This window comes from Gluconobacter cerevisiae (assembly GCF_015244675.1).
GTDB lineage: Bacteria > Pseudomonadota > Alphaproteobacteria > Acetobacterales > Acetobacteraceae > Gluconobacter > Gluconobacter cerevisiae.
Genome location: NZ_JABCQO010000006.1, coordinates 24,436 through 49,116, shown reverse-complemented (window position 1 = coordinate 49,116; position 24,681 = coordinate 24,436). Strand labels below are relative to the sequence as shown.

At 55.1% G+C, this 24,681-nt stretch carries 21 protein-coding genes; 17 read left to right on the top strand and 4 right to left on the bottom strand.

Going from position 1 to position 24,681, the window contains the following annotated elements; all coding sequences use genetic code 11:
* Positions 1-11: 11 nt before the first annotated feature.
* A complete protein-coding gene (locus HKD21_RS08510) occupies positions 12-1,160 on the bottom strand; it encodes a glycosyltransferase (protein ID WP_194255282.1) in 1,149 nt (382 codons plus the stop codon).
* Here HKD21_RS08510 and HKD21_RS08505 point away from each other — a divergent pair.
* Positions 1,159-1,338 carry a hypothetical protein gene (locus tag HKD21_RS08505; protein WP_194255281.1) on the top strand — a complete coding sequence of 60 codons (180 nt, stop codon included), beginning with the start codon at positions 1,159-1,161 and terminating at the stop codon, positions 1,336-1,338. The genes HKD21_RS08510 and HKD21_RS08505 overlap by 2 nt on opposite strands.
* Before the next feature lie 50 nt (positions 1,339-1,388).
* Here the strand turns inward: HKD21_RS08505 and HKD21_RS08500 are convergent, their stop codons facing one another.
* Positions 1,389-1,961, bottom strand: coding sequence for a polysaccharide biosynthesis/export family protein (locus HKD21_RS08500; protein ID WP_194255396.1), 573 nt, complete (start codon positions 1,959-1,961; stop codon positions 1,389-1,391).
* 31 nt (positions 1,962-1,992) lie between these two features.
* Positions 1,993-3,306 carry an outer membrane beta-barrel protein gene (locus HKD21_RS08495; protein WP_194255280.1) on the bottom strand — a complete coding sequence of 438 codons (1,314 nt, stop codon included), beginning with the start codon at positions 3,304-3,306 and terminating at the stop codon, positions 1,993-1,995.
* A 295-nt stretch (positions 3,307-3,601) separates the two neighbouring features.
* Between HKD21_RS08495 and wbaP the strand changes: the two genes are divergently transcribed.
* The 7 genes from wbaP to HKD21_RS08460 all read left to right on the top strand — a co-directional run bounded on the left by wbaP (position 3,602) and on the right by HKD21_RS08460 (position 11,660).
* Positions 3,602-5,089: an undecaprenyl-phosphate galactose phosphotransferase WbaP gene (gene wbaP / locus HKD21_RS08490; RefSeq protein ID WP_194255279.1), complete on the top strand. Its 1,488-nt coding sequence runs from the start codon at positions 3,602-3,604 to the stop codon at positions 5,087-5,089.
* Between the two features lie 16 nt (positions 5,090-5,105).
* Entirely contained in the window at positions 5,106-7,283 is a 2,178-nt protein-coding gene (locus HKD21_RS08485) for a GumC family protein (RefSeq protein ID WP_194255278.1), read from the top strand.
* Between the two features lie 176 nt (positions 7,284-7,459).
* Positions 7,460-8,386: a glycosyltransferase family 4 protein gene (locus tag HKD21_RS08480; RefSeq protein ID WP_322782920.1), complete on the top strand. Its 927-nt coding sequence runs from the start codon at positions 7,460-7,462 to the stop codon at positions 8,384-8,386.
* Positions 8,380-8,751, top strand: coding sequence for a hypothetical protein (locus HKD21_RS08475; protein WP_194255276.1), 372 nt, complete (start codon positions 8,380-8,382; stop codon positions 8,749-8,751). The genes HKD21_RS08480 and HKD21_RS08475 overlap by 7 nt, the downstream gene beginning before the upstream one ends.
* A gap of 3 nt (positions 8,752-8,754) precedes the next feature.
* Positions 8,755-9,780: a glycosyltransferase family 2 protein gene (locus HKD21_RS08470; protein ID WP_228121207.1), complete on the top strand. Its 1,026-nt coding sequence runs from the start codon at positions 8,755-8,757 to the stop codon at positions 9,778-9,780.
* A 13-nt stretch (positions 9,781-9,793) separates the two neighbouring features.
* Positions 9,794-10,657, top strand: coding sequence for a glycosyltransferase family 2 protein (locus HKD21_RS08465; protein WP_252348982.1), 864 nt, complete (start codon positions 9,794-9,796; stop codon positions 10,655-10,657).
* A 37-nt stretch (positions 10,658-10,694) separates the two neighbouring features.
* Positions 10,695-11,660, top strand: a complete 966-nt coding sequence (locus HKD21_RS08460) for a hypothetical protein (protein WP_194255274.1) — start codon at positions 10,695-10,697, stop codon at positions 11,658-11,660.
* A gap of 49 nt (positions 11,661-11,709) precedes the next feature.
* Here the strand turns inward: HKD21_RS08460 and HKD21_RS08455 are convergent, their stop codons facing one another.
* Positions 11,710-13,161, bottom strand: a complete 1,452-nt coding sequence (locus tag HKD21_RS08455; RefSeq protein WP_194255394.1) for a phosphomannomutase — start codon at positions 13,159-13,161, stop codon at positions 11,710-11,712.
* A 344-nt stretch (positions 13,162-13,505) separates the two neighbouring features.
* On the opposite strand from HKD21_RS08455, the gene HKD21_RS08450 reads away from it, so the two are divergent.
* From HKD21_RS08450 to HKD21_RS08410, 9 genes are all read left to right on the top strand, one after another.
* Complete coding sequence (locus HKD21_RS08450) at positions 13,506-15,125, top strand: FGGY-family carbohydrate kinase (protein WP_194255273.1); 1,620 nt, start codon at positions 13,506-13,508, stop codon at positions 15,123-15,125.
* A complete protein-coding gene (locus HKD21_RS08445) occupies positions 15,122-16,831 on the top strand; it encodes a glycerol-3-phosphate dehydrogenase/oxidase (protein ID WP_194255272.1) in 1,710 nt (569 codons plus the stop codon). Before HKD21_RS08450 ends, HKD21_RS08445 begins: the two co-directional genes overlap by 4 nt.
* Before the next feature lie 3 nt (positions 16,832-16,834).
* Entirely contained in the window at positions 16,835-17,818 is a 984-nt protein-coding gene (locus HKD21_RS08440; RefSeq protein ID WP_194255271.1) for a beta/alpha barrel domain-containing protein, read from the top strand.
* Between the two features lie 186 nt (positions 17,819-18,004).
* Complete coding sequence (locus HKD21_RS08435; RefSeq protein WP_215748036.1) at positions 18,005-18,814, top strand: triose-phosphate isomerase; 810 nt, start codon at positions 18,005-18,007, stop codon at positions 18,812-18,814.
* A 35-nt stretch (positions 18,815-18,849) separates the two neighbouring features.
* Entirely contained in the window at positions 18,850-19,332 is a 483-nt protein-coding gene (gene derI / locus HKD21_RS08430; protein WP_194255270.1) for a D-erythrulose-4-phosphate isomerase, read from the top strand.
* A gap of 54 nt (positions 19,333-19,386) precedes the next feature.
* On the top strand, positions 19,387-20,319 hold the full coding sequence (locus HKD21_RS08425; RefSeq protein WP_194255269.1) for a substrate-binding domain-containing protein: 933 nt from the start codon (positions 19,387-19,389) through the stop codon (positions 20,317-20,319).
* Positions 20,320-20,356: 37 nt separating this feature from the next.
* Complete coding sequence (locus HKD21_RS08420; protein ID WP_194255268.1) at positions 20,357-21,862, top strand: sugar ABC transporter ATP-binding protein; 1,506 nt, start codon at positions 20,357-20,359, stop codon at positions 21,860-21,862.
* A complete protein-coding gene (locus HKD21_RS08415) occupies positions 21,852-22,871 on the top strand; it encodes an ABC transporter permease (RefSeq protein WP_194255267.1) in 1,020 nt (339 codons plus the stop codon). Before HKD21_RS08420 ends, HKD21_RS08415 begins: the two co-directional genes overlap by 11 nt.
* Before the next feature lie 36 nt (positions 22,872-22,907).
* Complete coding sequence (locus HKD21_RS08410; RefSeq protein ID WP_194255266.1) at positions 22,908-24,665, top strand: dihydroxyacetone kinase family protein; 1,758 nt, start codon at positions 22,908-22,910, stop codon at positions 24,663-24,665.
* Positions 24,666-24,681 lie beyond the last annotated feature (16 nt).

Sequence of the window (24,681 nt, the reverse complement as noted above, 5' to 3'; positions counted from 1 at the left end):
TCAGAGGCATGTCAGACCTTGTCGTTCGACCGGGAAGGCATGAACTCCCGCCATTGCTGCTCGACAAATGCCGTAAAGCGCGAACGGAACAAATCTTCTGAAAAACGGAGTGCATTCTGATGACACAGTTCGGGCGTCATATCCTGTTCATGCTCTTCGAATTTTTGAACAGCCGCGACAATGCTTTCCGCACTCTGGGTGTCAAAAAGAAGACCCGTCACGCCTGGCTGAACGATATCACATGCTCCCCCGCGACCATAGGCAATGACTGGCGTTCCAGCTGCCTGTGCCTCGACCAGAGAAATACCGAAATCTTCTTCACCCGCATAGACGAAAGCTCTGGCTCCCCCTAACGTCGACTGAAGCTCGGAATCAGAAACATGTCCTTTGATCGCGATATTGGGAGCATCTCCAGCCTTTTCACGAACAAGCTCAAGATCCGTTCCTCCGCCAATGACGATCAGTTTTCTTTCAGGCATGCTTCTGAAGGCTTCCACCACCAGATCAATCCGCTTGTAAGGCACTAGCCGCGAAACCACGACGTAATAGTCTTTCTTCTCCTGAGCGACCGAAAAACGCTCTAGATTGACGGGAGGAGGAATGACCGCAGCGTCACGACGCCATGTTTTCCGGATCCGACGGGCAATATAATGGGAGTTGGCGATAAACGCGTCCACCCCAGCTGCCGCACGGACATCCCAGTTCCTCAAACGGTGGAAAAGCCAGCGAATATAGAGACCGCGTAGTCCACGATGCAGCCCGCTCTGACGGAGATAGGTATTCTGAAAGTCCCATGCATAACGCATTGGTGAATGAACATAGGACACATGGAGCTGATCAGGGCCTGTAATAACTCCCTTTGCTACTGCATGATGACTGGAGATGACGATATCGAATCCAGCCAGGTCCCATTGCTCTACGGCGAGAGGCATCAAACCGAGATAATGTCTGAAAAGTTTACGCGCAAAGGGTAGTTTCTGAATGAATGAGGTCTGAATTTCGCGGCCGCCGAGTCGTGCTCGATCTTTCGGAGATAAAAAATCCACAACGGCAAAGATTTTCGCATCCGGGTAACACTTAATTAATTGCTCGATGACAAGCTCAGAGCCGGCCCAATTTTCAAGCCATTCATGTACGATCGCAACTCGGATGGATTTCATGTCTCTTTTTTCTCATTCTGCTGCCATCGAACGCCAGTCCATGGCAGGTGCCTGCATTCATTCAACGAAACCCGCTTCGGCAGAAGATAAATCGCCAATCGCGGGTAGCGGAATTGGCCTTGCAGCGTTTCTGGGAACATTCTTCTGGATTGCTGGCGGCTACTGGCTCTTTTCCTGAGCATTGCCACTGGGTAGCAACACTCCGACTAGAGAATCAGATCTTCGGCATCAGAAATGCCGTTCATAGACCTTGATGACATCCCCCGGCTTGACGAAATTCTGGGGATAAAGCAGTCCGGCGACCGTGTAGCCTCCCTCCTGACGGATTGTGTACGCGTATTTTTCCCAAGAACGGTATGTAAAACCCCCAGCGGCCGCGACAGCTGAAAGCATCGTCATACCCGGCTGATATGCATACTGTCCCGGATGTTCGACCTCGCCAATTATCGAAATCAAACGATAAGCCGTAACCTGAACCGCGATCTTTGCATCCCGTAGAATGGCTTTCTGTCGCAGAGCCGCCGTAACCTGCTGCCCAAGCTGCTCCGTCGTCAGACCTGACGCATGAACATTGCCAAGCAACGGGACATCAATATTACCCGCACTATCGATTCGAAAATCAGAGGTTAACTGATCCTGACCGTATGTTATCAGGCGCACCTCATCATCAGTCCCGAGATGATATTGCACTGGATCGTATACAGGCACCGGAGAGAGACCGGCACCTGGGCTACAGGCAGCCAGAGCAATGCCCGATACAGGAAAAAGGATATATTTTCGCAGACTCTGCAACAACGGCATCCAAGAGTTTTTTGTCATGATGAGAACTTTATCATAATTGATATTTCACGCTTATCATAGCCATGTCGATATTGTATCGGCTGCTTCCTACAGCATTAGCATTTCGATAGACGTTAGATGCCTCAAGAGAAAAATGCTGGTTCAGCGCCCAGTTAACGCCAACAGTAAAATTGGCGCTCAACTGTGATGTCATTGTCTGATCCAGCGGGGTGTTCTGGAAAATAGCTGGCGTTTGCCCGGCTCCACCCTGTTGCAGCTGAAACCCGGCATGCAGTACGATATTACGAGAATAGACCTGACGGATATCAATAGCGGCAGTTGTATAAATGAAACCGATTACGCTTTCAAACGCACTGTCAGCAATTCCACGCGATACTGTCAAAGAAACTCGCGTTAGGCGAGTGGGCGTCCATGTTCCACGAAGCTCCGCATAAAACGTATTGAGAGTTTTATAGGCTGAAACATTATAAGATCGATTCTGATACCCTCCCAACACACGAATGCTGAAAGGACCTGGCATTTCATAATCATAGCCCAGCAGGGTCGAAAATCCGTTAGAGTCCCGTGAGGGAAGATGAAACCGGTTATTAGAATACCGGATCTCAACACCTTGAGCTATCATTAATAGATCGCTGCCCTCCGCGAGGCTGTAACGCAGCCCAAAACCTTCGGAAAACAGCAATCGGTTACGATAAGACTGCTTCAGATAGATATTATCGCCTCCGAGATCCGTGAAAAGAAAACGTTTCATATCAAAATTTGGGATAACCGAGAGCCTGCCGTGCGTCTCAATCCTATCGTCCAGACTCAGATCTTCCACAAAATAAGGGATAGGCTGATTGACGGCAAAAGCCCCCAGATCAGACGGCATCTGAGTCATCTTCTCATGACTCAAACGGTAGGAGACACGATGACGGCCAAGTTGTTCATATCCACGCAGAAACGCCGCCCAGTTGGTTTGATTCTGCAGTTTCCGCTCGGGATAATACTGTTCGCTGACCTTGGCGCCAAGATTGAGAAGCCTTCGACTCTGGGTCAATAATCCTTCAACGTCCGCATTGGTTACGCTGACCGCACTTGGCACCCCGCCCATCATCTGGTCGGCGTTGTTGGTATACCCGCCCCCTTCAGATACTTCCCCGTTAATCGCCCAAGGTCCATATCGCAAACCTTGTGATCCATATCGGCGATCTGTGTCCGATTGAAACGCATCGACAGAGAGACCGTCTTCAGCGCTCCCCAGAGCAGAGAGGTTCTGCGTCACAACCTGCGCATGGGCGACCCCGCTCAGAAACAAGGAAAGCTGCGATGCAATCCCTACTTCAAGCGCAAATAGCAGACGCAACCCGACCTTCTCACGACACACGAACATAAAACACCATCTAACAGAAAAAAAACCGTCCAGAAATGCTCCTGTTGAGCCAATAGAAAAATATATAAAATATATATGCTATGACGATTTATTAACTATTAATGCCGTAGATCCATATGTGATTTTATGCCAGTAATAACCTAGATTTCCCATAGATTAATATTCTTGCTTCCACTTGATTGTTCTTTAATGCCTGCTTCGTTAAGGGCTATTGAGGGGGAGGTAACACCGCTATCCTATTCGGTAGCTTCTTTAGTGTAGAGAGCCGATGAGCCTGTTCCATTCTCCCTTCCCGCAAGACGCTCTCGCGATTTCTCCGGATGGAAATTCGGTAAATACGTCCAACTCTACTCGCTCTCGGTTAACATCCGATCGCTCGTCAAGAATTCTCCTGATTTTTCTCGTAAGCGACATAATCGCCATGTTTGTTTCTGTGCGGCTCGGCAGTTGGGTCGCGGCAATCATGCACAACATGTCGTCTGGATATCCGCCATTTCTGGATGTCGGCGTCAACACTTCGTATACGATGAGATCATTAATGCCGATCTGCATCGGCGTTTTGCTGTATATGTTTGCCAGCGGCGAATATCGTATACGATTTCCATTCTGGAGCGAATTTGGGCGTCTGCTTACGGCTGCTTTCTGCGCCCTTCTGGCAACCGGGTTTTGGGCATTCGCTTTTCAAATTCCCAGTCTGCGAATGGCGCTTCTTCTGCCTTGGATCATCTTTCCTTTTTTTGGAGAGTTCCTTAGACAATGTTGCCGACGCGTTCTGCATGCGCTTCGGTTGTGGCAAATCCCTACCGTTCTGATCGGTGATGCCGAGGAAACAACGCAGGTTCGTCATGTTCTGGCCAGCGAGACGCTGTCCAGCTACGAAGTCATTGGTGCCTTGAGCCCCGAAGTGGCAATGAATTCCCTTCTGGCTTCCGAGAATGCAAACGCTTCTTCGAGGCTTCAGTTTATTCTCTGCCTTGACCCAACCGCGCCACACTCGCGCGACATGATCGAATGGCTGACGCGCAGACGCGTTCCTTTTGCGTTAATCCCGCAAATTTCAGGGATGCCTACACATGGTCTTACGCAATCGTCTTACTTCAGTCATGACACCATTATCCTGTCTTATAAAAGCAATCTGGAAAATCCCTTCCAGCGCAGACTTAAATTCACATTCGATTTTCTGGCAGCCCTCCTCCTTCTTATTCTTGCGTTGCCAGTCTATGTAATATTGTATGTCCTCATTTCTCTTGACGGTGGTCAGCCAATTTATGGTCACCGGCGTATTGGACAGAACGGCCGTGAGTTTAAGTGCCTGAAGTTCCGTTCAATGGCAAAAAACTCCGACGCAATACTGAAGCATTTATTGGAAACCAATCCTTTGGCCGCGACCGAATGGCAGGAAACCCAAAAACTGCGCAATGACCCCAGAATTACCCGCGTGGGTCATTTCATCCGAAAGACAAGCCTTGATGAATTACCCCAACTTCTGAATGTTTTGCGTGGTGATATGAGTTTAGTAGGACCGCGGCCGATTGTTCAGGCTGAAGTGCGTCACTACGGCGAAAACTTCGACTATTACAAAGCTATTCGGCCCGGAATTACAGGATTGTGGCAGGTCAGCGGTAGAAGTAATACCGGTTACGCAGAGCGTGTCCAACTCGATCGGTGGTATGTACGAAACTGGACTCTCTGGCACGATATCGCAATTCTTGCGAAAACCCTTCCAGCCGTTTTTCTGAGACGCGGCGCGCGGTGAGCAGGAAACATTACTTATGAGCCAGATTTCCAGTGCAATGCCTCAACAACACTACCCTCAGATGGACATAGGGCCTGCTCCCGAACAGGAGTTCGCAGGTTTCGGACGAATTTCATCCATTCTGCGCCAACATAGGCTTCTGATGTGCTGCGTGACAGGCGGTACGTTCCTGATGGGAGCCGCTGCCATTGCGACTCTCAAACCTTATTACGAATCTGTCGCAGAAATCGCGATCGGCGCCCGCGGTATGATTTCTCCATCAGAACTCAGTCCATATGCTGATCGTGCTCTGGATCTGGTGGCACTCAATACCCAGCTCGGCATTCTCAAAAGCCCGACTATTGCTCTGATGGTGACACAGCGATTGCACCTCGCTGACACGCCTGAATATGCCAAGGCCTTTAACCCTTCGTTTCTATCGCAGCTTAAAAAGCGGTTTGGGCTGGAGAAGCCTTCTGTCCCTCTCACCCCAAAACAGCGCGACGAAATCGCCTCAAGCATACTTATGGGAAAAGTGCACATCGCCAATGATGGTCGCTCGGCAATCATTGGAATTACAACACGATCTGCAGGACCCGAATTAGCGCCAGCTATCGCTAATGGTTACGTCAAAGCCTATCTTGATTTTGAACAACAAGCCAAAATTCAGGCCGCACGGAACGCAAGTGTTCTTCTGGAAGAACAGATTGCTCCTTTGCGAGAGAGATCAATTCAAGCGGAACAAGAAGTCTCACGCTACAGACAGGAACATAATCTACATTTGCTCGGAGACGATTCAGGAGGAGACTCTGGGCGTGCCGGCCGTATTACGCTGCCTTCTACGCCCAATGATCTCCATCTGACGCAGATGAATCATGAGCTTGGTGACGCAGAAGCAGATTTAGCGAGTAAGCAGGCGATTTATCATGAAGCGACGTCTAGCGGCAGCATTGGAACAATTACTGCGATTACGACTTCTCCGCTCATTCAAAATCTCAGGCTTCAGCAGGCTCAGGTCAATGCTCGCATTTCGACCCTGGCTGCCACGGCCCTCGACCAAAATCCCGAGCTGATCGCGGCACGCGCCCAGGCTGCCCGCATAGATGCTCAGATCTCCATTGAGAGCCAGAAGCTTTTACAAAATCTGCGCTACGAAGCCGAGACAGCACAGCAGCGCGTAAATGCTCTCAAAGAACGCACAAACGCCCTTCAGCTAAATGTGACAGAAGAAGAGCATGCAGACATCCGACTTCGGCAGCTCGTCGGAGAAGCGACGGCAGCCCAGACTCTGTATCGGGACTATCTCTCACGTCTTGGTCAGATTTCAGCAGAAACAACCATACAGCAAGCGGAAGCCCGCCTCATAACACCCGCAAGCCAGCCATTAGGGCCAGCTGGTCCTCCTAAAAAACAGTACGGCATACTTCTACTGTTGATTTCAGCAGGTTTGGGCGTTGGCGCGGCTCTGCTACGTGACCGCTCTCGCAGCAGTCTTCGAACGCTTGCAGAACTGGAGCAACAAACGCGCCTACTTGGATTGGGCGCACTCCCACGTTTCAGAGGCTCTCTACGGGAACAACTGACATCCGGCGACTCTCTATATGGTCGGATGCTCAATTCCATGCGAGCCATCCTAACATTCGGCAATCCCTCAATCCGTACAAAAATCACGGTCATCACCTCTGCAGAAAGCGGTGAAGGGAAAACCACGCTCGCCATTTCACTGGCTGCAAGCATCGGAGCACTCGGCAAGCGGGCTCTTCTGATCGACTGTGACGCTCACCGCCCTAGCGTCCTGCTGGCTTTGGACCTCAGAGCGCACGAAGATGGTTTCGTTCACGACGCGCTCCCGGGGCTGGACATTTTTGTCGCCAGCCAAACAGGAGAACGCGGCGTACTGAATTTCGGGGCCTTGGGAGAATTTCTGGAGAAACACCGCGGCGAATACGATCAGATCATTATTGACACGCCACCCATTCTGAGCTTTCCCGAAGCGGGCGTTTTGGCGTCTTTTGCCGAAGGCGTCATCATCGCTGTCAAATGGCATCAAACATCTGCAAGTTCGGTGATCGAGACACAGAGAATATTACGGACACACCATGCAAATTGTCTGGGCGCGGTTCTTACGTTCGTTGATATAGAAAACCTGCGACCTGAAGAAAGCCTCCGTATGGGAGAATATTCCCACTATCGCAAACTTGTATCTTCTTCGTAATGACCATTTCTACAATGAGCAAAATTTTTCTTAACGGACGCTTCTCGGTCCAGTCGCTTAGTGGCGTCCAACGTTTCGCAACGGAAATTACGCGTGCCCTGTCGGAAATCTGGCCTGCGGACCTATCACGCCCTGAGCTTCTGACACCCAAGACAAACCCAGCAGCTTCAATTTCTGTGGATCTTGGTTTTCCTGCACGCTCCTGTGGTCGATTTCAGGGACAGATCTGGGAACAGATTGATCTTCCAAAGGCTGCTGCACCCGGATTGCTTGTTAATCTGGGTAATACGGCCCCTCTGCATCTGTCATCGCGGCGTAGTCGGCAACTGGTTGTTATTCATGACGCCGGTGTCTTTTCAACGCCGCAATCTTACTCACGTCAGTTCCGCGCATATTATAAGATTTTACATCGCCTGTTGGCATTGGGCAAAACGCGTATCGTTACAGTATCAGAGTTTTCCAGAAACGACATCGCACGCCATTTGAAAATCGACCCTTCTCGCATCAGCGTTATTACTGAAGGCGCGGATCATGCCACGCGCATTGCGGCCGACAGATCGGTTTTAAAAACCAATGGCCTGGAGAACAGAAAATACGTTCTTGCTGTTGGTAACAAAGCGCCCCACAAGGATTTTGCAGCTCTCGATCATCTGGCGGCAACGTTGAGTCAGCGAGGGATCAAACTCGTCATTAGCGGCGGAATGAACGGACGGGTTTTCAGCGCCGGTGCTCCTGACCTGCAGCATGCAACCTATGTCGGCAGGGTCACGGATGCGGAGCTACACGCGCTCTATAGTGAAGCTGCCTGTTTTGTCTTTCCATCCATCTATGAAGGTTTCGGCCTCCCCCCCGTAGAAGCGATGGAAGCCGGTTGCCCAGTCGTAGCCCGTGATATTCCCATACTGCGTGAAGTGTGCGGTCAGGCCGCCCTGTTCGGTCGGGACCCCTCCGATCTGACAGCAGGTGTCATCGAATTGCTCGACCACCCAGACCGCGCCAATGATCTCCGCTGTGCAGGCTATGAACAGGTTCAGAAATACCGCTGGACGATCGCCGCCCGACAATTGCTAGACATCATGCGAGAGGAATTTATCAAATGCTGACAAATTCCCGCCTACTGGCAATGTTGATTGCCGCTACCGTCATCATGCCGGCTGCGGCACAGGACGAAACTGCAGACCTTTCTTCCAGAAAAATGGTCTTGTGGTGCACGGTCATCGATGGCGGCTCGAAGCGTCTTTTTGCTTCTGACCCGCTTCCTACATCTGAACTCAACCATATGGCCCTATGGAACGCCAATAGTCGTTTCATAACAATCGTTAATAGCCGCTACAATCTAACGATCCGCAATAATGACCATGCATGCTCGGTTTACCGTGATATGACGCATGCCACCAAGGCCCGCGATGCGCTCGTTTCTCTAGCACAACAACGTGGCAACCGCATTGTAAATATCGGATCGAATTAATCCATGGTGACCGATATAGCCCAGATGCCCTCGACACATGCCTTCCGCCCACAAAGCTCTCATGAGGAAAATCGACAGATGCCGCCAACACTCACGAAAGCTGAAGAGGCTGTACCATTCAGGGAAAAAATGCAGACTGTCGTGGGTATCGCTACCAGTGGTCGTCCTGAAATTCTAGCAGAACTCGTGCGTCAATTGGCGCATCAGACGGTCAAACCGGACAGGATCATCATCAGTTACGCCAAACCGGACGATATTTCCGCTATCTCCCAAACCCTCCGAGACATGGCTTCACTCGAGCTCGTCACCGGGTATCAGGGGGCTTCCGTTCAGCGCAATGTTATTCTCGACCGTCTTGAAGACGAAGATATCATCCTGTTTTTCGATGATGATTTTTTCCCTCACCCGACATATATCGCCCGTATGGTCGAAGCATTTCGCGACAATCCCAATATTCTGGGGGCCACAGGCCAGGTACTGGCAGATGGTGCGCAGGGACCTGGGCTGCGAATTGAAGACGCAAACCGCCTGAATGCTCAGGCTAATACGGAAGCGGTTTTCAAAATTGAGGATGCTTTCAACACATATGGCTGCAACATGGTATTCCGTTGCGCCGCCATAAAGCGCCTTGGCGCGCGGTTCGATGAAAGACTACCTCTTTATTCCTGGTATGAAGATATAGATTTTTCCCGCTCTCTTCTGCCTCACGGCAAGGTCGTTAAAGTTAACAGCGCACAAGGTGTGCATCTTGGTAACAAGACCGGGAAAGGGTCAGGAATTCGACTGGGTTATTCCCAGATTATCAATTGCATCTACTTGGCCCAAAAAGGAACATATCCCTGGTCCAACGCAATAAAAAGCGCAGGGCGACATCTAACTATTAATAGCCTGAAATCACTCAGACCCGAATATTATGTCGATCGTAAAGGACGCTTATTAGGAAATCTGATTGGGCTTGGTGATCTGCTCAGGAACCGTATTACGCCCGAGCGGGCTGCAACACTCCACTCCAAGAAAAAGGCTTCCTGAAATGAGAATCTCCTTGGTTATTTCGACTCTGGCTCGTCCTGTTGAGGTCGAAGCATTCATGCAGGGTCTGGAAAAGCAAACTTACAAAGATTTCGAAGTCATTCTGGTCGATCAAAGTAAATCGCACATCTATGATGATCTCGTCTCGCGATACAGCACCAAATGGCCGTTGAAACATCTTCGTCCCGATATCAGTGGACTGCGTTATGCCCGTAATTTTGGCGCGAGTGTCGCAGTAGGGGATCTCATAGCGTTTCCAGATGACGACTGCATTTATGAACCCGACACGCTGGAGCGAGTGAACGCCTATTTCTGTAAAACAGGCGATAAAGGCTTTCTTACGGGTGCCGTGCTCAATCTGGATGGTGCCCCTACAACTATGGGGCGCTGGCTGACCAGCAGTCAAAAGTTAAATCAGCATAATATCTGGACAGGCCTGATCGAATTCAATTTTTTCATGCCGCGCACGATGTTCGAAAAAATTGGCAGATTTGATGAAAATCTGGGGATTGGAGCCCCCTTTGGTGCAGCAGAGGGCCCTGATCTTGCTCTACGTTTAATGGCAGCAGGATCGCAAGGATATCATGATCGTGCTCTTCTGGTCCGACACATGGACAAGCCCGCCACTCTCAATGGTGAACGGGCCTATGATTACGGCACTGGAATGGGATACGTCCTTCGTAAAAACCACGCAGCCCTGAAGACAGTCGCGACATTTTTCATTCGTCCTTTTGGTGGTGTGTGCCTCAGTCTTCTTCGTCGACAATCTGAAAAGGCGGCTTATTATTTCAAGATGCTTCAGGGGCGGCTGGCGGGATATTTCTGCCGCGCGGCCAGCGAGGCAGCCCGGCACAACACAGGAAGAATTCTTTCCTGACAGACGGCTTTTTTGTGCAAATGGGAAGACATACGCCATGACTGGTCACCCCCTGAAAGTCCTTGTGATTTCTGGTATAATGACGGTGGTGCTTTCCACTTGTCTCGCCAATGCCCATCCGAGCGATCCGGCCACGATGATCGCGGCCTGCCCTGCATGGCCAGTCCATTGTCGGGTTGATCTGAAAGGGCAGGTCTACAAACTTCAGAACACCCTTCACCTCAATCCACTCACGACAACCCTGACCAATGGTATCCTGGACGCTTCCGGTCTTCCTGATGGAAAACCTGCGATCGTTATCTCGTCAGATGGAAAGGGGCAGCCTGAAAGTTACGATACCGCGGCTAACAGCATTGATCATCTTGTCCTGACCGGTCAGCCTAAGGCAGACGGGATCGTTCTCGACAATGAAGATGAAGACAATATCCGTGCGGCGGCCATTATGCTGGAGAATATCTCCATTTCAAACTTTCGGCGCGGATTAACTGTTGGGAACCATGCCTATGGATTTGGACTTTCTCATGTCCAGATCCATAACAATGCGACGGGAATTTATACCATTCCCAACCCAGTGGATGCCGGAGAACGCATTGCGCTAGTGGATGTCGGCGTTTTCAACAATACGCTTGGCGTGGACGATGAAGGCGGTATGGAACTGGACTGGCTTGCGTCACGTCTCGATTACAACGCGATGACGGCGTTTATTTCAGGTCCGTGGACGTTCGACGGCCATATAGAAATTTCCCCTCCACACGCTCCCCCAATCAGGCTGCATGCTCTGGTCGGAAAACCGGCAGGTTCTCTGTACATGACCACCGGCTCAATTATTCTTGTCAATCAGTCTGACGGCAAAGCCAGCAGCGATTACTGGGTACAAAGCGACAGCCCCTACAGCGTCATCCAGTTTCCCGCTCAAACTTACGGTGTTCGCGGAAAGATCGGCATTATGAATGGTCCCGCCGCCGTTTACGGCCCTGCCCTTCCCGCCTTCACCCCCCGCTGATCAGGCCAAACTCTCAGTAAAGAGCAAAGCCTGACCGCGGGCCGGTCGCTTACTCCGTCCAGCGTCTGACAGATTCAAGGCTCAGCGTCAGAAGTTCTGCAGCCCGCTCAGTCGTGGCCGATTCAATATACACCCGCAGTTCCGGGGCATTACCGGATGGGCGAAGGTGAATGATGTCCCCACGTTCGAACGTCATGCGGATACCGTCCGTTTCGTCGACAGCCGCAACTGGTCCACAGGTTTCCACAAACCCTAAGGCCTCGCTCACAGCCGGAACATCCTCCCGCAGAATGGCCAGACGAGCCTTGCTCTGCTCTGTCGGAACGTCTTTCAGACGATCGCTCACGGTGAAGCGTGGCGGAAGTGTTTCAAGAAGTTCCGCAAGCCCGCTCTGCCCGCTTCTGGCAGAAACCAGCGCACAGAGCATCGGCAGAACAGCATCGCGCGTCGGTAATGCCACGAGACGTCGGCCGTCATGTTCGATATCGCTGGCGAGCAGAAAGCCACCATTGGCTTCGTAGCCAACGGACGGAACATTTCCCTTTTCCACAGCCTCCGTCATGCCTGACACGACGAACGGCGAGCCAATGCGCGTTCTTTGAACAAAGGGCGCAACGCCGGATGCTTCCAGTGCCGTATTGCTGCTGACAGGCGTAGTGACCGAGACAGCACCCAGTTTGCGGGCCGCGAGGATGCCCAGCACATCACCACGGAGCCAACGACCGTTCTGATCCGCCAGAAGCGGTCGGTCGGAATCACCATCCGTCGTTAGGATCGCATCAAAATCTCCGGTCTGCGCCCAGTCCCGCGCGAGAACGACATCTTCCGGACGCACGGCTTCCGTATCGACCGAAACAAACACGTCGGAGCGCCCCAGAGGATGCGCTTCACCCCCGAGAGCTTCGACGACGGACACCAAAACGTCCCGACCCACTGCGGAATGCTGATAGATCCCCAGCTTCAGACCCGAAAGCGCTGTCGGACCAAAGAAATCGACATATCTGGCTACATATTCTGTCAGGACATCTGTTAGCGGCGGAACTGCAACGTCAATTTTCAGGGCGCCCTGCTCATCAAACCAGCCTTCCGGAAGTGTGACGTCCTCATGCCGCATGGCAGCTTCGTCGTTCTTAAGAAATTCGCCCCGGGCGCGATTGAACTTGATGCCGTTCCGGTCGTCCGGAATATGGCTTCCCGTCACCATGAGAGACGGAATTGCTCTGCCAAACGCATAGAGGCTCAGAGCAGGCGTCGGCACAAAGCCGCAATTTACCGGCTGACCGTCCATCCAGAGAATGGCAGCCGCACAGGCGCGCAAAATGCGTGGCGTACTCGGCCGGAGATCTCCGGCAATAGCAACGGATGTTCCGGGAGCAAACTCCCCCAGCGTCTGTAAATGTTTGAGATAGCCGACGGTATACGCAAAACAGACAGCATCCGTCATGGACGTCACAAGCCCACGCGCGCCGCTCGTTCCAAACGCAACGCCTGATTCCACCATCCAATCAGCTATTTTCATATGTAATCAGTCCCAAACAGTTAGAAAAACAGGCCATGGATGGATATGTCGGTGCCTGATTGCGAGCAGTATGATGCGCGCTTCTTTTTGCATCCACTCAAGAAGAAGCATTCCCTGTTTTTATGGCTGACGGTTGCTGTGATGACAACCTTGCAGGTCATCCGAACTAGACCAGATTTCTGGCCCGACATCAGGGCGCCCGCGTGATAAGTCACACTAAATCTTAAAATATCACAGATATATGTGTTCTATATCTCGCAATTGGTGATATGGCTGTCCTTCGAATTTGGGTGTCCCTGACACTGAAGCCGTCTGGAGGGCCAGAAATGCGCCGGGATTTCATCATCGGAATCGATAGCGGTTCCACCACGACCAAAGCCGTTGTGTTTTCGTCCACAGGGGCCATCGTCGGAACAGGGCGGCGCCGTGTTGCACAGCACATGGAGCGTCCGCACCATGTCGAGCGCGATATGCATGAAGCTTGGCAGGCCGTTATCGGATCCATTCGCGATGCGCTCAGCGCTGCAGGGCTGGACGGGAGTGCCATTGCGTCTGTCGGGGTCACAGCGCACGGAGATGGTGTTTTTCTACTTGACCGATCAAGTAATCCGCTGGGCCGGGGCATCATGTCGCTCGACAGTCGGGCGACAGCTATTCATGAGCACTGGAAGCGTGACGGCGTCTCCGATCTGACACTGCCTATCGCGGGGCAGCGTCCTTATGTGTATTCCGCTAACACGCTTCTCGCCTGGATCCGGGACAACGAGCCGGAACGGTATCAGGCGATCGGGTCCGTGATTTTTGCCAAGGACTGGATCCGTTACTGCCTGACGGGTGAAATCGCGACGGATCTGACCGAGGCCAGCACGTCTTTTACCGATCTGTACACACAGGATTACAGCGACGACCTGCTGGATGTTTTCGGCCTTGCGGACATCCGGACTGCGCTGCCGGAAATGCGCCTTTCCTGTGACCGGGGTGGCGTCGTAACGGCAGAAGCCGCAGCCCTGACGGGGCTTGTTGCCGGCACGCCCGTTTCGGTCGGGTTGCATGATGTAACAGCCGCAGCCGTCGGTCTGGGGCATACCAGAGCAGGCGATCTGTCGATCACGGCTGGGACTTTTTCAATCAATGAGGTTTTCCGCGACCGTCCCGTCGTCGGAGAAGGCTGGGCCTGTCGGGCGGGGTATCGTCGCGGGTTGTGGAACTGCATGGCGATCTCTCCGGCGTCCTCAAGCAATCTCGAATGGCTGGCTAAAATCCTCATGCCGGGCGATCACGACGCAGCGCGAGTTCTTTCTGCGGAAATAGAAGCGCGTCTGTCCCAGCCAGGAGCCCGCCCTGCAGTTCCGTTGTATCATCCGTTCCTGTTCGGCTCACCGTATGATGCGCCAGCCAGCGCGTCCCTGTTCGGCGTGCAGTCGTGGCATGATCGGGCCGATCTGTTTCAGGCAATGGTGGAAGGAACAGTCTTCAATCATCGCGAACATGTCGATGCCCTGAAACAGACCGGACCGGTTCGCAGGGTCGGAATTTCAGGTGGCGGAAGCGGACAGCCTGCCATTGCCCAGATGTTCGCGGATATTCTGGGAATGCCTGTCCGCATACCTGAAGTCCGCGAGGCCGGAGCCCTTGGCGCGGCCCTGACGGCGAGCGTTTCCGTAGGGTTGTATGCCACTCTTGAAGATGCCGTGGCCGCGCAGGGTGTGCCGATGCACACCTACAGACCACAGCTGGACCGCGAGCGCATTTATGAGGGAATCTATCGCCGCTATGTCGCTCTGACGCAGGCTATGAGGCCATTCTGGTCGGACCTCTACGACGGCGGAACGTCTTCACTGAAGCCTGCCGCGGCAGAACGGCCCCGTGAAAACGATCTTATAGAGGCCGGGCCGGCTCTGAATTACGCCATGGCCGGCACCATGACACAGGGAGCGCGACCATGAGCGGACTGGAAGATATCCGCGAGAATGCGGAGTTCGATGTCATCGTCATCGGGGCCGGCATTAACGGGGCCGGGCTATTTCGGGAACTGGCGCTACAGGATCTGCGCGTCCTGCTCGTTGATCGGAGCGACATCTGTTCCGGAGCTTCCTGTGCGCCCTCCCGCCTGATCCATGGCGGAATCAAATACCTCGAAACGGGTGAATTCCGTCTGGTCGCGCAGTCGACTCTGGAGCGCAATCTTCTACTGCGCAATGCGCCGCATGTGGTCAAACCCCTGCCAACAGTTTTACCGATCCGCTCATGGTTCGGAGGCATCGTCCCGTCCCTGCGGAAATTCCTGCGCCTGGGCGGAAAAATGACGGACCGGGGGGCTCTGGTGTTGGAAGCCGGGCTTCAGATCTATGATTTTCTGGGACGGCGCGCGCGCGTCATGCCTCGACACAGCCTCTTCCTCAATCGCAGAACGCGGGAAGAATGGCCGCATATGGCGACGGATGTTCTCGCCACCGCACAATATTATGACGCTGCCATTACCCAGCCTGAGCGGCTTGGCTACGAATGTGTGCAGGACGGGCTAAATGTCGGGGCGGGCTGCGGATTTGCGACCTATACCGTTCCGGTTTCTTTTGCCGATGGCGTTTTGCAGCTCAAAGACAGCATCACCGGAGAAACGCGCAACGTTCGGACGCGGGCACTGGTAAATGCAGGAGGTGCTTGGATCGACCGCATCAATGCCGTCCTTGGTCAGACGACGCGTTATATCGGCGGCACGAAAGGCTCGCATCTTCTGTTGCGGCACGACGGACTTCTGCGCGAGCTCAAAGGGCGCATGATGTATTTCGGAACGCCAGATGGACGGATCTGCCTAGCCTATCCGTTTTACGGTCATGTTCTGGTCGGCTCGACCGATATCCGGATCGAAGATCCCGATACCGCCACCTGCACCGACGACGAACAGGACTACATGCTGCGGATGGTCGCAGACCTGTTCCCCGGCTTTCGTTTCAGCGCTGACGACGTGGTTTACCGCTACAGTGGCGTCCGCCCTCTCCCCGCGACCGATGCAGCCGATCCTGGCGCCATCAGCCGCGACCATATCGTGCATGAAAACCGGCTTGGAGAAACACCTCTTCTGTCTCTGGTTGGCGGGAAGTGGACGACATTCCGCGGGCTGGCCGAAGAGGTTGGAGACCGCTTACTCGGAATTCTGGGCGCTGCACGACACCTCTCTACGAAAAATTTTCCAATTGGCGGTGGACGCGATTATCCAACGCCGGAGCGGTATTCCGCGTATCTGGACGAGTTTTTCGTGACCTATGGCATGCCGCGTCAGAGGGCCGGAATTCTGCTTGAACGGTACGGATCGCGTGCCCGCGCTTTTGCGACGTTCTGCCAGAAGGAAGCCGACGCGCCATTACGCACGCTCCCCACATATACGCGGCGCGAACTGGCCTTTGTGGCTTCCGAAGAGCTGGTCCGCACGCTTTCCGATGTTCTTTTTCGCCGGACGCCGATCGCTCTGAGCGGCCTGCTGAAACCAGACACCGTCCTCGAAGTGGGCCGTATCGTTGGCGCAACGCTGGGATGGAACGCGCAAGAGACAGACAGACAGTGTCGTGCGGCCTGGAAGGAAGCGCAGGAGCGTCACAACCTGAAGGGCGAACTTCCGGATACATCCCCCTCACAAACAGCCTTGAGAGCCTGAACCATGAACCGTTACGAAGAAAAAATCGCCCGTATGATGTCCGGTCAGGACGACCGCACAGATTTCATTCTGGCAGACGCCAAGGATTCCGACATGGCGGCGGGGATCAGCGCCACGGGCCTGCGTCGTGACATCAGGCAGGGTCATTCCCGCTTTCGGACCCGTCGCGAATATGTTGATGTGATCCACACTATCCTCCAGCAGGACATCGTGGACATCATGCTGACGTCGGCCTCCATTCTGGAGACCCTGATTGCGGAAGATGGTTTTGCCGGAACGCGAATTCAGTCCGCGATCCGGGCCAATGACACAACGGATCTGTGGCGCGGACGGGGTGGATCTTACCAGTCCCAGAAATCCGTTCCTTTCCGCTCGGCATCGCTGAAAAAAGCGCAGACCAGCCTTGGATTGTATTCCATGACTTTCAATGGCGATGCCGAACAGGACAGTTTTGCACTGGAAGAGTTCGCACGCTTTCGAGAAGAGGCCGAAGAAAGCCGCTTTTCGTATTTCCTTGAGGTCTTCAATCCCAATGAAGGCAGGATCGCGCAGGCGGATCGCGGCTTTTATCTGAACGATATGATCGTCCGCTGTCTGGCAGGTCTGCGGCGTGAAGAACGCCCCGTTTTCCTCAAGGTCCCTTTTAATGGCGCGGACGCTCTAAGCGAACTCTGTGCGTTCGACCCTTCCGTGATCGTGGGCATCATGGGGGGCAGCAGCGGAACAACGCGCGACTGTCTGGAACTGATCCATCAGGCGCAGTGCTGTGGCGCACGCGCGGCACTTTTCGGACGCAAGATCGTGGATGCGGATGACCCGCTTCTGCTGATCGAGGCCATGCGTAGCGTGACCGATGGCGCCCTGTCGGCGAAAGAAGCGACGCATCTCTATCATGAAAAACTGGGCGCACAGGGCATACCACCACTCAGAGAAGCGGATCTGGATAGCGTCGTGACCGAAACTGTCCTCCTGGAACGCGCGGCATAACATTTTTATGTGATTCTGAAACAGACAGGTTCTCCGGGAGATTCACGAGGAAAAATTAGTCTTCAAGAGTATTTTCCAACTGAACTCCCCGGGTTGTGTATCGTTGTTTTTGGTATTAGTAACTTTTTTATGTTATGCTTTAACGCTCAAGCTAACATATACCGTTCTGCAACACGGAGAATCGGAATGAGCGTTCAGCCTTTCGAAAGGTCGGAGATGGGTCAGGTCTGGATCGGAACGAGCTGGAAGATGAACAAGGGCCCGGCCGAAGCCATCGCTTCAGCACAGGTTCTTGAAGGGTTTGTTCCGCCGCAAGGGATTCAGCCTTTCGTCATCCCGCCTTTCACATCCCTGAAGGATGTCTGCACCATTCTGGAGGACAGCGCCCTGTTAGTCGGCGCACAGAACATGCACTGGGAAGACAGCGGCTCGTGGACGGGCGAAGTCTCACCGGAGATGATCCGGGGCTGTGGGGCCTCGATGGTGGAAATCGGCCACTCCGAACGTCGCCAGCATTTCAGCGAGACGGACTGGACAGTCAATCTGAAGGTTCACGCAGCACTTCGTCACGGCTTACGTCCGCTCATCTGTATCGGCGATACGCTGGACGAGTACGAGTTTGGCGTCTCGCACGAAACGCTCGCCCGGCAGACCAAAATCGCGCTGCATGGTGTGGCGCGGAAAGATCTGGCGCATGTCCTGATTGCCTATGAGCCGGTCTGGGCCATCGGATCTTCCGGTCGCCCAGCGGACGCAGACTTCGTCTCGGACGTTCACACCCGCCTCCGGGGTGTCGTGCAGGAACTTACCGGTTCTGAGGGCGCGCGCATCCCCTTGCTTTATGGCGGGAGCGTCTCGCGGGACAACATCCGCAGCTATGTCGGACTTGCTGATGTGGATGGTGTGTTCATCGGACGGGCCGCCTGGAAGGCAACGGACTTCATGGCGCTTGTCGACAGTGTGCGCGATCTGGTTTCGGACAAAATAACGGCCTGAATGGCTGAATGAACGCAAGAACGGGGGAAATAACCATGCGTATTGCCATTGGTGGAGACAGCGCTGGAGAAGGTCTGGCGAAGCTTCTGACCCAGCATCTCTCGACGCTTGGACGTCATGTCGTCGTCGACATGTCCCATCCCGAAGATGAGCGCGCCGAACTGTATTCCGAACTGAGCGAGCGCGTGTCGCTGGCGGTTCTGAACGGTGAGTTCGACCGGGGCATCCTGTGCTGTGGAACCGGGATTGGCGTGTGCATTTCCGCCAACAAAATTCCTGGCATTCGGGCGGCCCTGACGCATGACACCTATTCCGCCGAACGCGCTGCGCTGTCGAACAACGCACATATCATCACCATGGGGGCGCGCGTCATTGGGCCGGAAGTCGCGAAGTCGATCGTGGAAGCATGGCTGGCCTGCACCTTCGATCCCACAAGTGCATCGGCACGCAATATTGCCGGAATTGATGCACTCGGCAGGAAATACCGGCAGCCAGCCTCTGCGGATATGAGCTGCTGAAATAAAAACTTTCAGCCCGAGCAGGTTCTGGCTGATTTTCGAAAGAACAGAGTTATGAAAACGGCATTTGCTTTTGCCGCAATGCTGGCGGCTGCGCCAGTTCTGTCCTCCGGCGTCGCCTGTGCGGCGGATAGTGGCGCGCCCCTGCGTTTCGTTCTGGTCCCCAAAACGGTCCATCCATGGTTTGATAAAGCCATGACGGGGGCGAAGGCCGCTGGCGACATGATCACCAAAGCAACGGGCCGCCCGGTCGAGATCGAATATCGCGCGCCGCAAACGGCGGATGTGTCTTCTCAGAACGACATTATCGAACGCGCTGTCGCCACGCATCCCGACGGGCTGATCCTCGATCTGCTGGATGAAAAGGGCAACCGCGCTGCCATGGATGAAGCAGCAGACCAGAAAATCCCGATGACGGTGTTCGACTCCCTGCCTCCCGAAGGCATGGACATCACGGCCGTCGGCGCAGATTTCTGCGAACAGGGCACCATGGCGGCTGAAAGACTGGCGAACCTCGTTGGCAAGAAAGGCGAGGTTGCCATCATGATGGGCGTTCCGACGGCTCCGAACCATACGCTTCGGGCCGAATGCGAAAAGAAGGTCTTTGCGAAATACCCGGACATGAAAGTCGTGGCGACTGGGATCGACAATGACAGCATCGAAACCGCACAAAAACAGGCTTCCGCCATCATGCAGGCTCATCCGGATCTAGTGGGCTGGGTCGCCTGTGATGCATCCGGGCCGGTGGGCATCGGACAGGCCATCCGTGAAGGTGGCAAAACCGGAAAGGTCAAGGAAGTCGGCCTCGACAACCTCAATGACATGATCCAGCTCATCAAGGACGGCGTAGCGGAATCTTCCGCCTCCAGCCGCCCCGAAATGCAGGGTTACTGGGCCGTCATCTCTGCGTGGCAGAAAGCTATGGGACAGAAGACACCTAAATATATCGATACCGGAATTGATCTTCTGACCAGCAAGACCCTCTGACATCTTGCCGCACGATCAGGACAAGGGAAACACGACCATGACAATTCTTCAGATCGAAGCCGTACGGAAGACCTATCCCGGCGTGGTCGCGCTCGATCATGTGGACCTGACGCTGGAGCCAGGGAAAATCCATATTCTCGCTGGTGAAAACGGTGCCGGAAAATCCACGCTGATCAAGGTTCTGACCGGCCTCGTCGCCCCTGATGAAGGCCGCGTCCTGATCGAAGACGGAGACGCGCTGGCAGATCGCGCCCTGTTTACGAAGGTTGCCTATGTGCCGCAGGAGCTGAGCCTTTTCGGTTCCATGACGGTAGCCGAAAACATGTTCATGCCGTTCGATCGCTCCGGCTTCGGCCATCTGACGGTCTCACGACGTGCCATGGAAAAGGCTGCGGCAGATCTCATCCAGCGCTTCGGCATTCATGCAAAACCCGGCCATCTGGTGAACCGCATCAGCGTGCCGGACCAGCAGCTTCTCCAGATCGCACGTGCCGCCTGTCGTGAAGAATTCAGGGTTCTCATTCTTGATGAACCGACCTCCTCGCTGACGGCGAACGAGACCGAGCATCTGTTCGGCATCATCCGCAGATTGCGCGATGACGGCTGCGCGATCGTGTTCGTCTCCCACAAGATGGAAGAGATCTTTGAGCTGGGCGACACGGTGACGGTTCTGCGCAATGGCCGCAGCGTCGGCACCTACCCTATGCAGGGCATGACGGAAGGACACCTGATCCAGCTTATGTCCGGCAGTTCTGTCTCGCTGGAAGAGAAGTTCCAGCCGCGCTTCGCCGTCAGCGAAAACGACACCATCTTGAGCGCTAAACATATTTCAGGACCGGGGTTTTCGGATGCCTCCTTCACCCTGCGCCGGGGCGAGATCCTTGGATTTGCGGGGCTTGTCGGCGCAGGCCGGTCCGAACTGATGCAGACGATTTTCGGCTATCATAGAGCGACATCCGGCCAGTGCTTCCTCGACGGAGAAGAAATCCCCCGTGGCCGCACAGACCGCGCCGTGGCGATGGGGATGGTTTACCTCTCCGAAGAGCGCAAGCACCACGGCATTTTCCCGCTGCTCAGCGTGCGGGAAAATATCAGCCTTTCGGTTCTGGATCGCATGAAGCGCGGCGGCATCATCTCTTCCCGGCGCGAAAATGACGTCGTGGCGGAGACAATCCGGCAGTTCGACGTCAGGACATCTTCCGCTGCCAAAAAAATCGTTCATCTGTCGGGCGGCAACCAGCAGAAGGCAATTATCGGACGGGCGATGGCTCGCAGGCCGCGCGTCCTGATTTTCGATGAGCCCACAAAAGGGATCGACATCGGAACCAAATTCCAGATTTACCGCATTATGCAGCAGCTTGCCGAAGAAGGCGTAGGGATCATCCTCGTCTCGTCCGAAATGACCGAGCTTCAGCGCTGCGCTTCGCGGATCATCACCATGTACTCCGGCCGGATCACGGGTTCGTTCGATCAGGCCACTACCGACGTCAACACGCTTGTCGGCGCGATCATCGGCGCCCCGGAGACCCGTCATGTCGCTTGAAACCACCCTCCCCGCCGCGCCGTCCAAGCCGCCGAAAATGCCGCCCATGAAAGCATTGGTGTCGCGTCTGGTGGGCAATCCGCTGGGCGGCGTCATCGCCGCGCTGGTCATCATTTTCGGGGCCTCGTGTGCGCTGTCGCCGCACTTCCTGACGTCTTTCAACATGATGATCATCGCACGTGCGCTGGCCTTTGTCGGGCTCGTCACGATCGGACAGTCCGTTCTCATGATTCTGGGCGAGCTTGATCTGTCCGTCGGCGCCATTGGCGGTCTGGCAGGCGTAGTCGGCGGCATTTTAATGGTGCAACTCGGTCTGAACCCATGGCTTTCGCTCGGGCTGTGCCTGCTGATGGGAGCCGGGTGCGGGTTGCTGAACGGAGCGCTCATTACGCAGCTCCGCCTGCACTCGCTGGTGCTGACGATCGGTATGGCCGGCGTTTATGGCGGCGCCAACCTCGTTGCGACCAAAGGCGTGGCCATTACGGGCATCCCGCGCGACATCTCCTTTCTCGGACGCGGGCTCGTCATGGGCGTCCCTGTGCCGTTCGTCGTGCTTCTGGTGTGTCTGGCAGTTGTGGCGTTTGTGATGTTCCGTACGCCCGTCGGCCGCTACATCTACGCGATCGGCAGCAACCCGGACGCAGCCCGGATGCTGGGCATCCGCGTCAACGCCATCCGCATGGGTGCTTTCGCCCTCGCCGGATTCCTGTCAGCACTCGCCGGGATCTTGATGGTCGCCCGTCTGGGAACGGCCCAGCCCTCCATCGGTGACACCTGGGTTCTGGCACCGATCGCCGCAGCCGTCATTGGCGGTGTTGCGACCACAGGCGGCATCGGCAGCCCGGTCGGAGCGGTCCTAGGTGCCGTCATTATCGGCATGATCGAAGACATCATCGTGCTGTTCGGAATTTCGCCCTACTGGCAGTCGGTCGTCAGCGGCGGGATCGTTGTCCTCGCCATCTCCTTCGACGCGCTGGCCCGTCGTTACCTCAACCGTGATGCAGCCTGATTGTTCCACTGCGGAACACGACTGGAGGAAAAACACATGACCAAGATCTGCGGCGACGCATCCAATTTCGCAATGTCGGCCCTGCGCGGGTTCAGCCTGATCCATCATGACCTTGTGCGCCTCGTCCGTGGTGGCGTTCTGCGGGCAAAGCCCGGCCCGAAAGGCAAGGTTGCCGTCGTACTGGGCGGCGGTTCAGGCCACTATCCCGCCTTTGCGGGCTATGTCGGCAAGGGCTTCGGCGATGCCGCCGTGGCAGGCGACATTTTCGCATCGCCCTCAACGCAGGCCATCAAGAGCATCGCCCGGCAGGCCGATCTCGGCGGCGGAATCATCCTCGGCTACGGCAACTACGCGGGCGATGTGCTCAATTTCGGGATTGCCGCCGACCGCCTGCGCGAAGAGGGCTATGACGTCCGCGTTCTGGCAACTGCCGATGACGTGGCCAGTTCGGACGCCTCCACCCGCGAACGCCGCCGGGGCATTGCGGGAGACCTGCTGATTTTCAAGGTCGTGGGGGCCGCTGCCGAAGCTGGCCTGACGCTCGATGAAGTTGAGGAAGTCGCGCATCGCGTGAACCGTCAGACCTGCACCTTCGGCGTGGCTTTCGATGGCTGCACCCTGCCCGGCGAGGCGGAAAAACTGTTCGAAGTCCCAAAAAATCGCATGGCCCTCGGGCTTGGCGTTCACGGTGAACCGGGAATTGATGAACAAGACGTCCCCACGCCGGAAGTGTTGGCAAAAATCCTGTTCGACCGTCTGCTGGCCGAAATCCCCCATGAAGCACCGCGCCGTGTCGCCGTTCTGCTGAACGGTCTGGGCAGCACCAAGCAGGAAGAGCTTTTCGTGCTGTGGAACGCACTGGCGCCAATGTTCGAAAACGCCGGACTAACCCTCGTTGCTCCGCTGGTGGGCGAGTATGTCACCAGTCTGGACATGGCGGGCTGTTCCCTCACCCTGACATGGCTCGATGAAGACCTTGAGCAATACTGGCGCGCACCAGTGGATTCCGCAGCCCTGCGCCACGGAACGCTGGTCGGAGATGGTGTGGCCGATCTTGCCGTCGAGGATGAAGCCACGATCGTCTATATGCGCTCTGCCACCGCAGCGGGCCGTCAGGGCGGGGCGTGCGTCGCGGATGTTATGGAAAATCTGGCGAAGATGCTGGCCGCCGAGGAGTCCAGCTTGGGCCATATCGACGCCCTTGCAGGCGACGGCGATCATGGACAGGGCATGGCGCGCGGGTCAGCAGCGTCGGCACGCGCAGCCCGCAACGCAGCCAATGCCGGTGCAGGCCCTGCCACGGTTCTGGCCACGGCCGCCGATGCGTGGGCCGACCGTGCCGGCGGCACATCGGGGGCTCTGTGGGGAGAAGGTCTGCGGGCGTTTAGCACGGCGCTCGATGACGGCCGTCTGCCAAGTGCCGAACAGCTTTCGCAGGGGGCACGTAACAGCATGGAACGCATCATGCTGCTCGGCAGGGCAAAACCCGGCGACAAGACGCTCGTAGATGCGCTGGTCCCGTTTGTGGAAACGCTGGAGCGGGAACTGGCCGCGGGCCATGAACTCGTCAAAGCTTGGATGGAAGGTGCTGAAGCCGCCTATCAGGCAGCGCAGGATACACGCAACCTCTTACCAAGAATGGGACGTGCGAAAATGCATGGCGAACGCAGCAAGGGCCATCCCGATGCCGGTGCCCTGTCCCTTGCCCTTTGCGCACGCAGTGTCGGTAAGGACTTGAAGGCCGGAATGGCTGCCCAACATGGACACGATCTGCTGCGCGACCTCAGAGCCTGACAGGAAAGACTTTAAA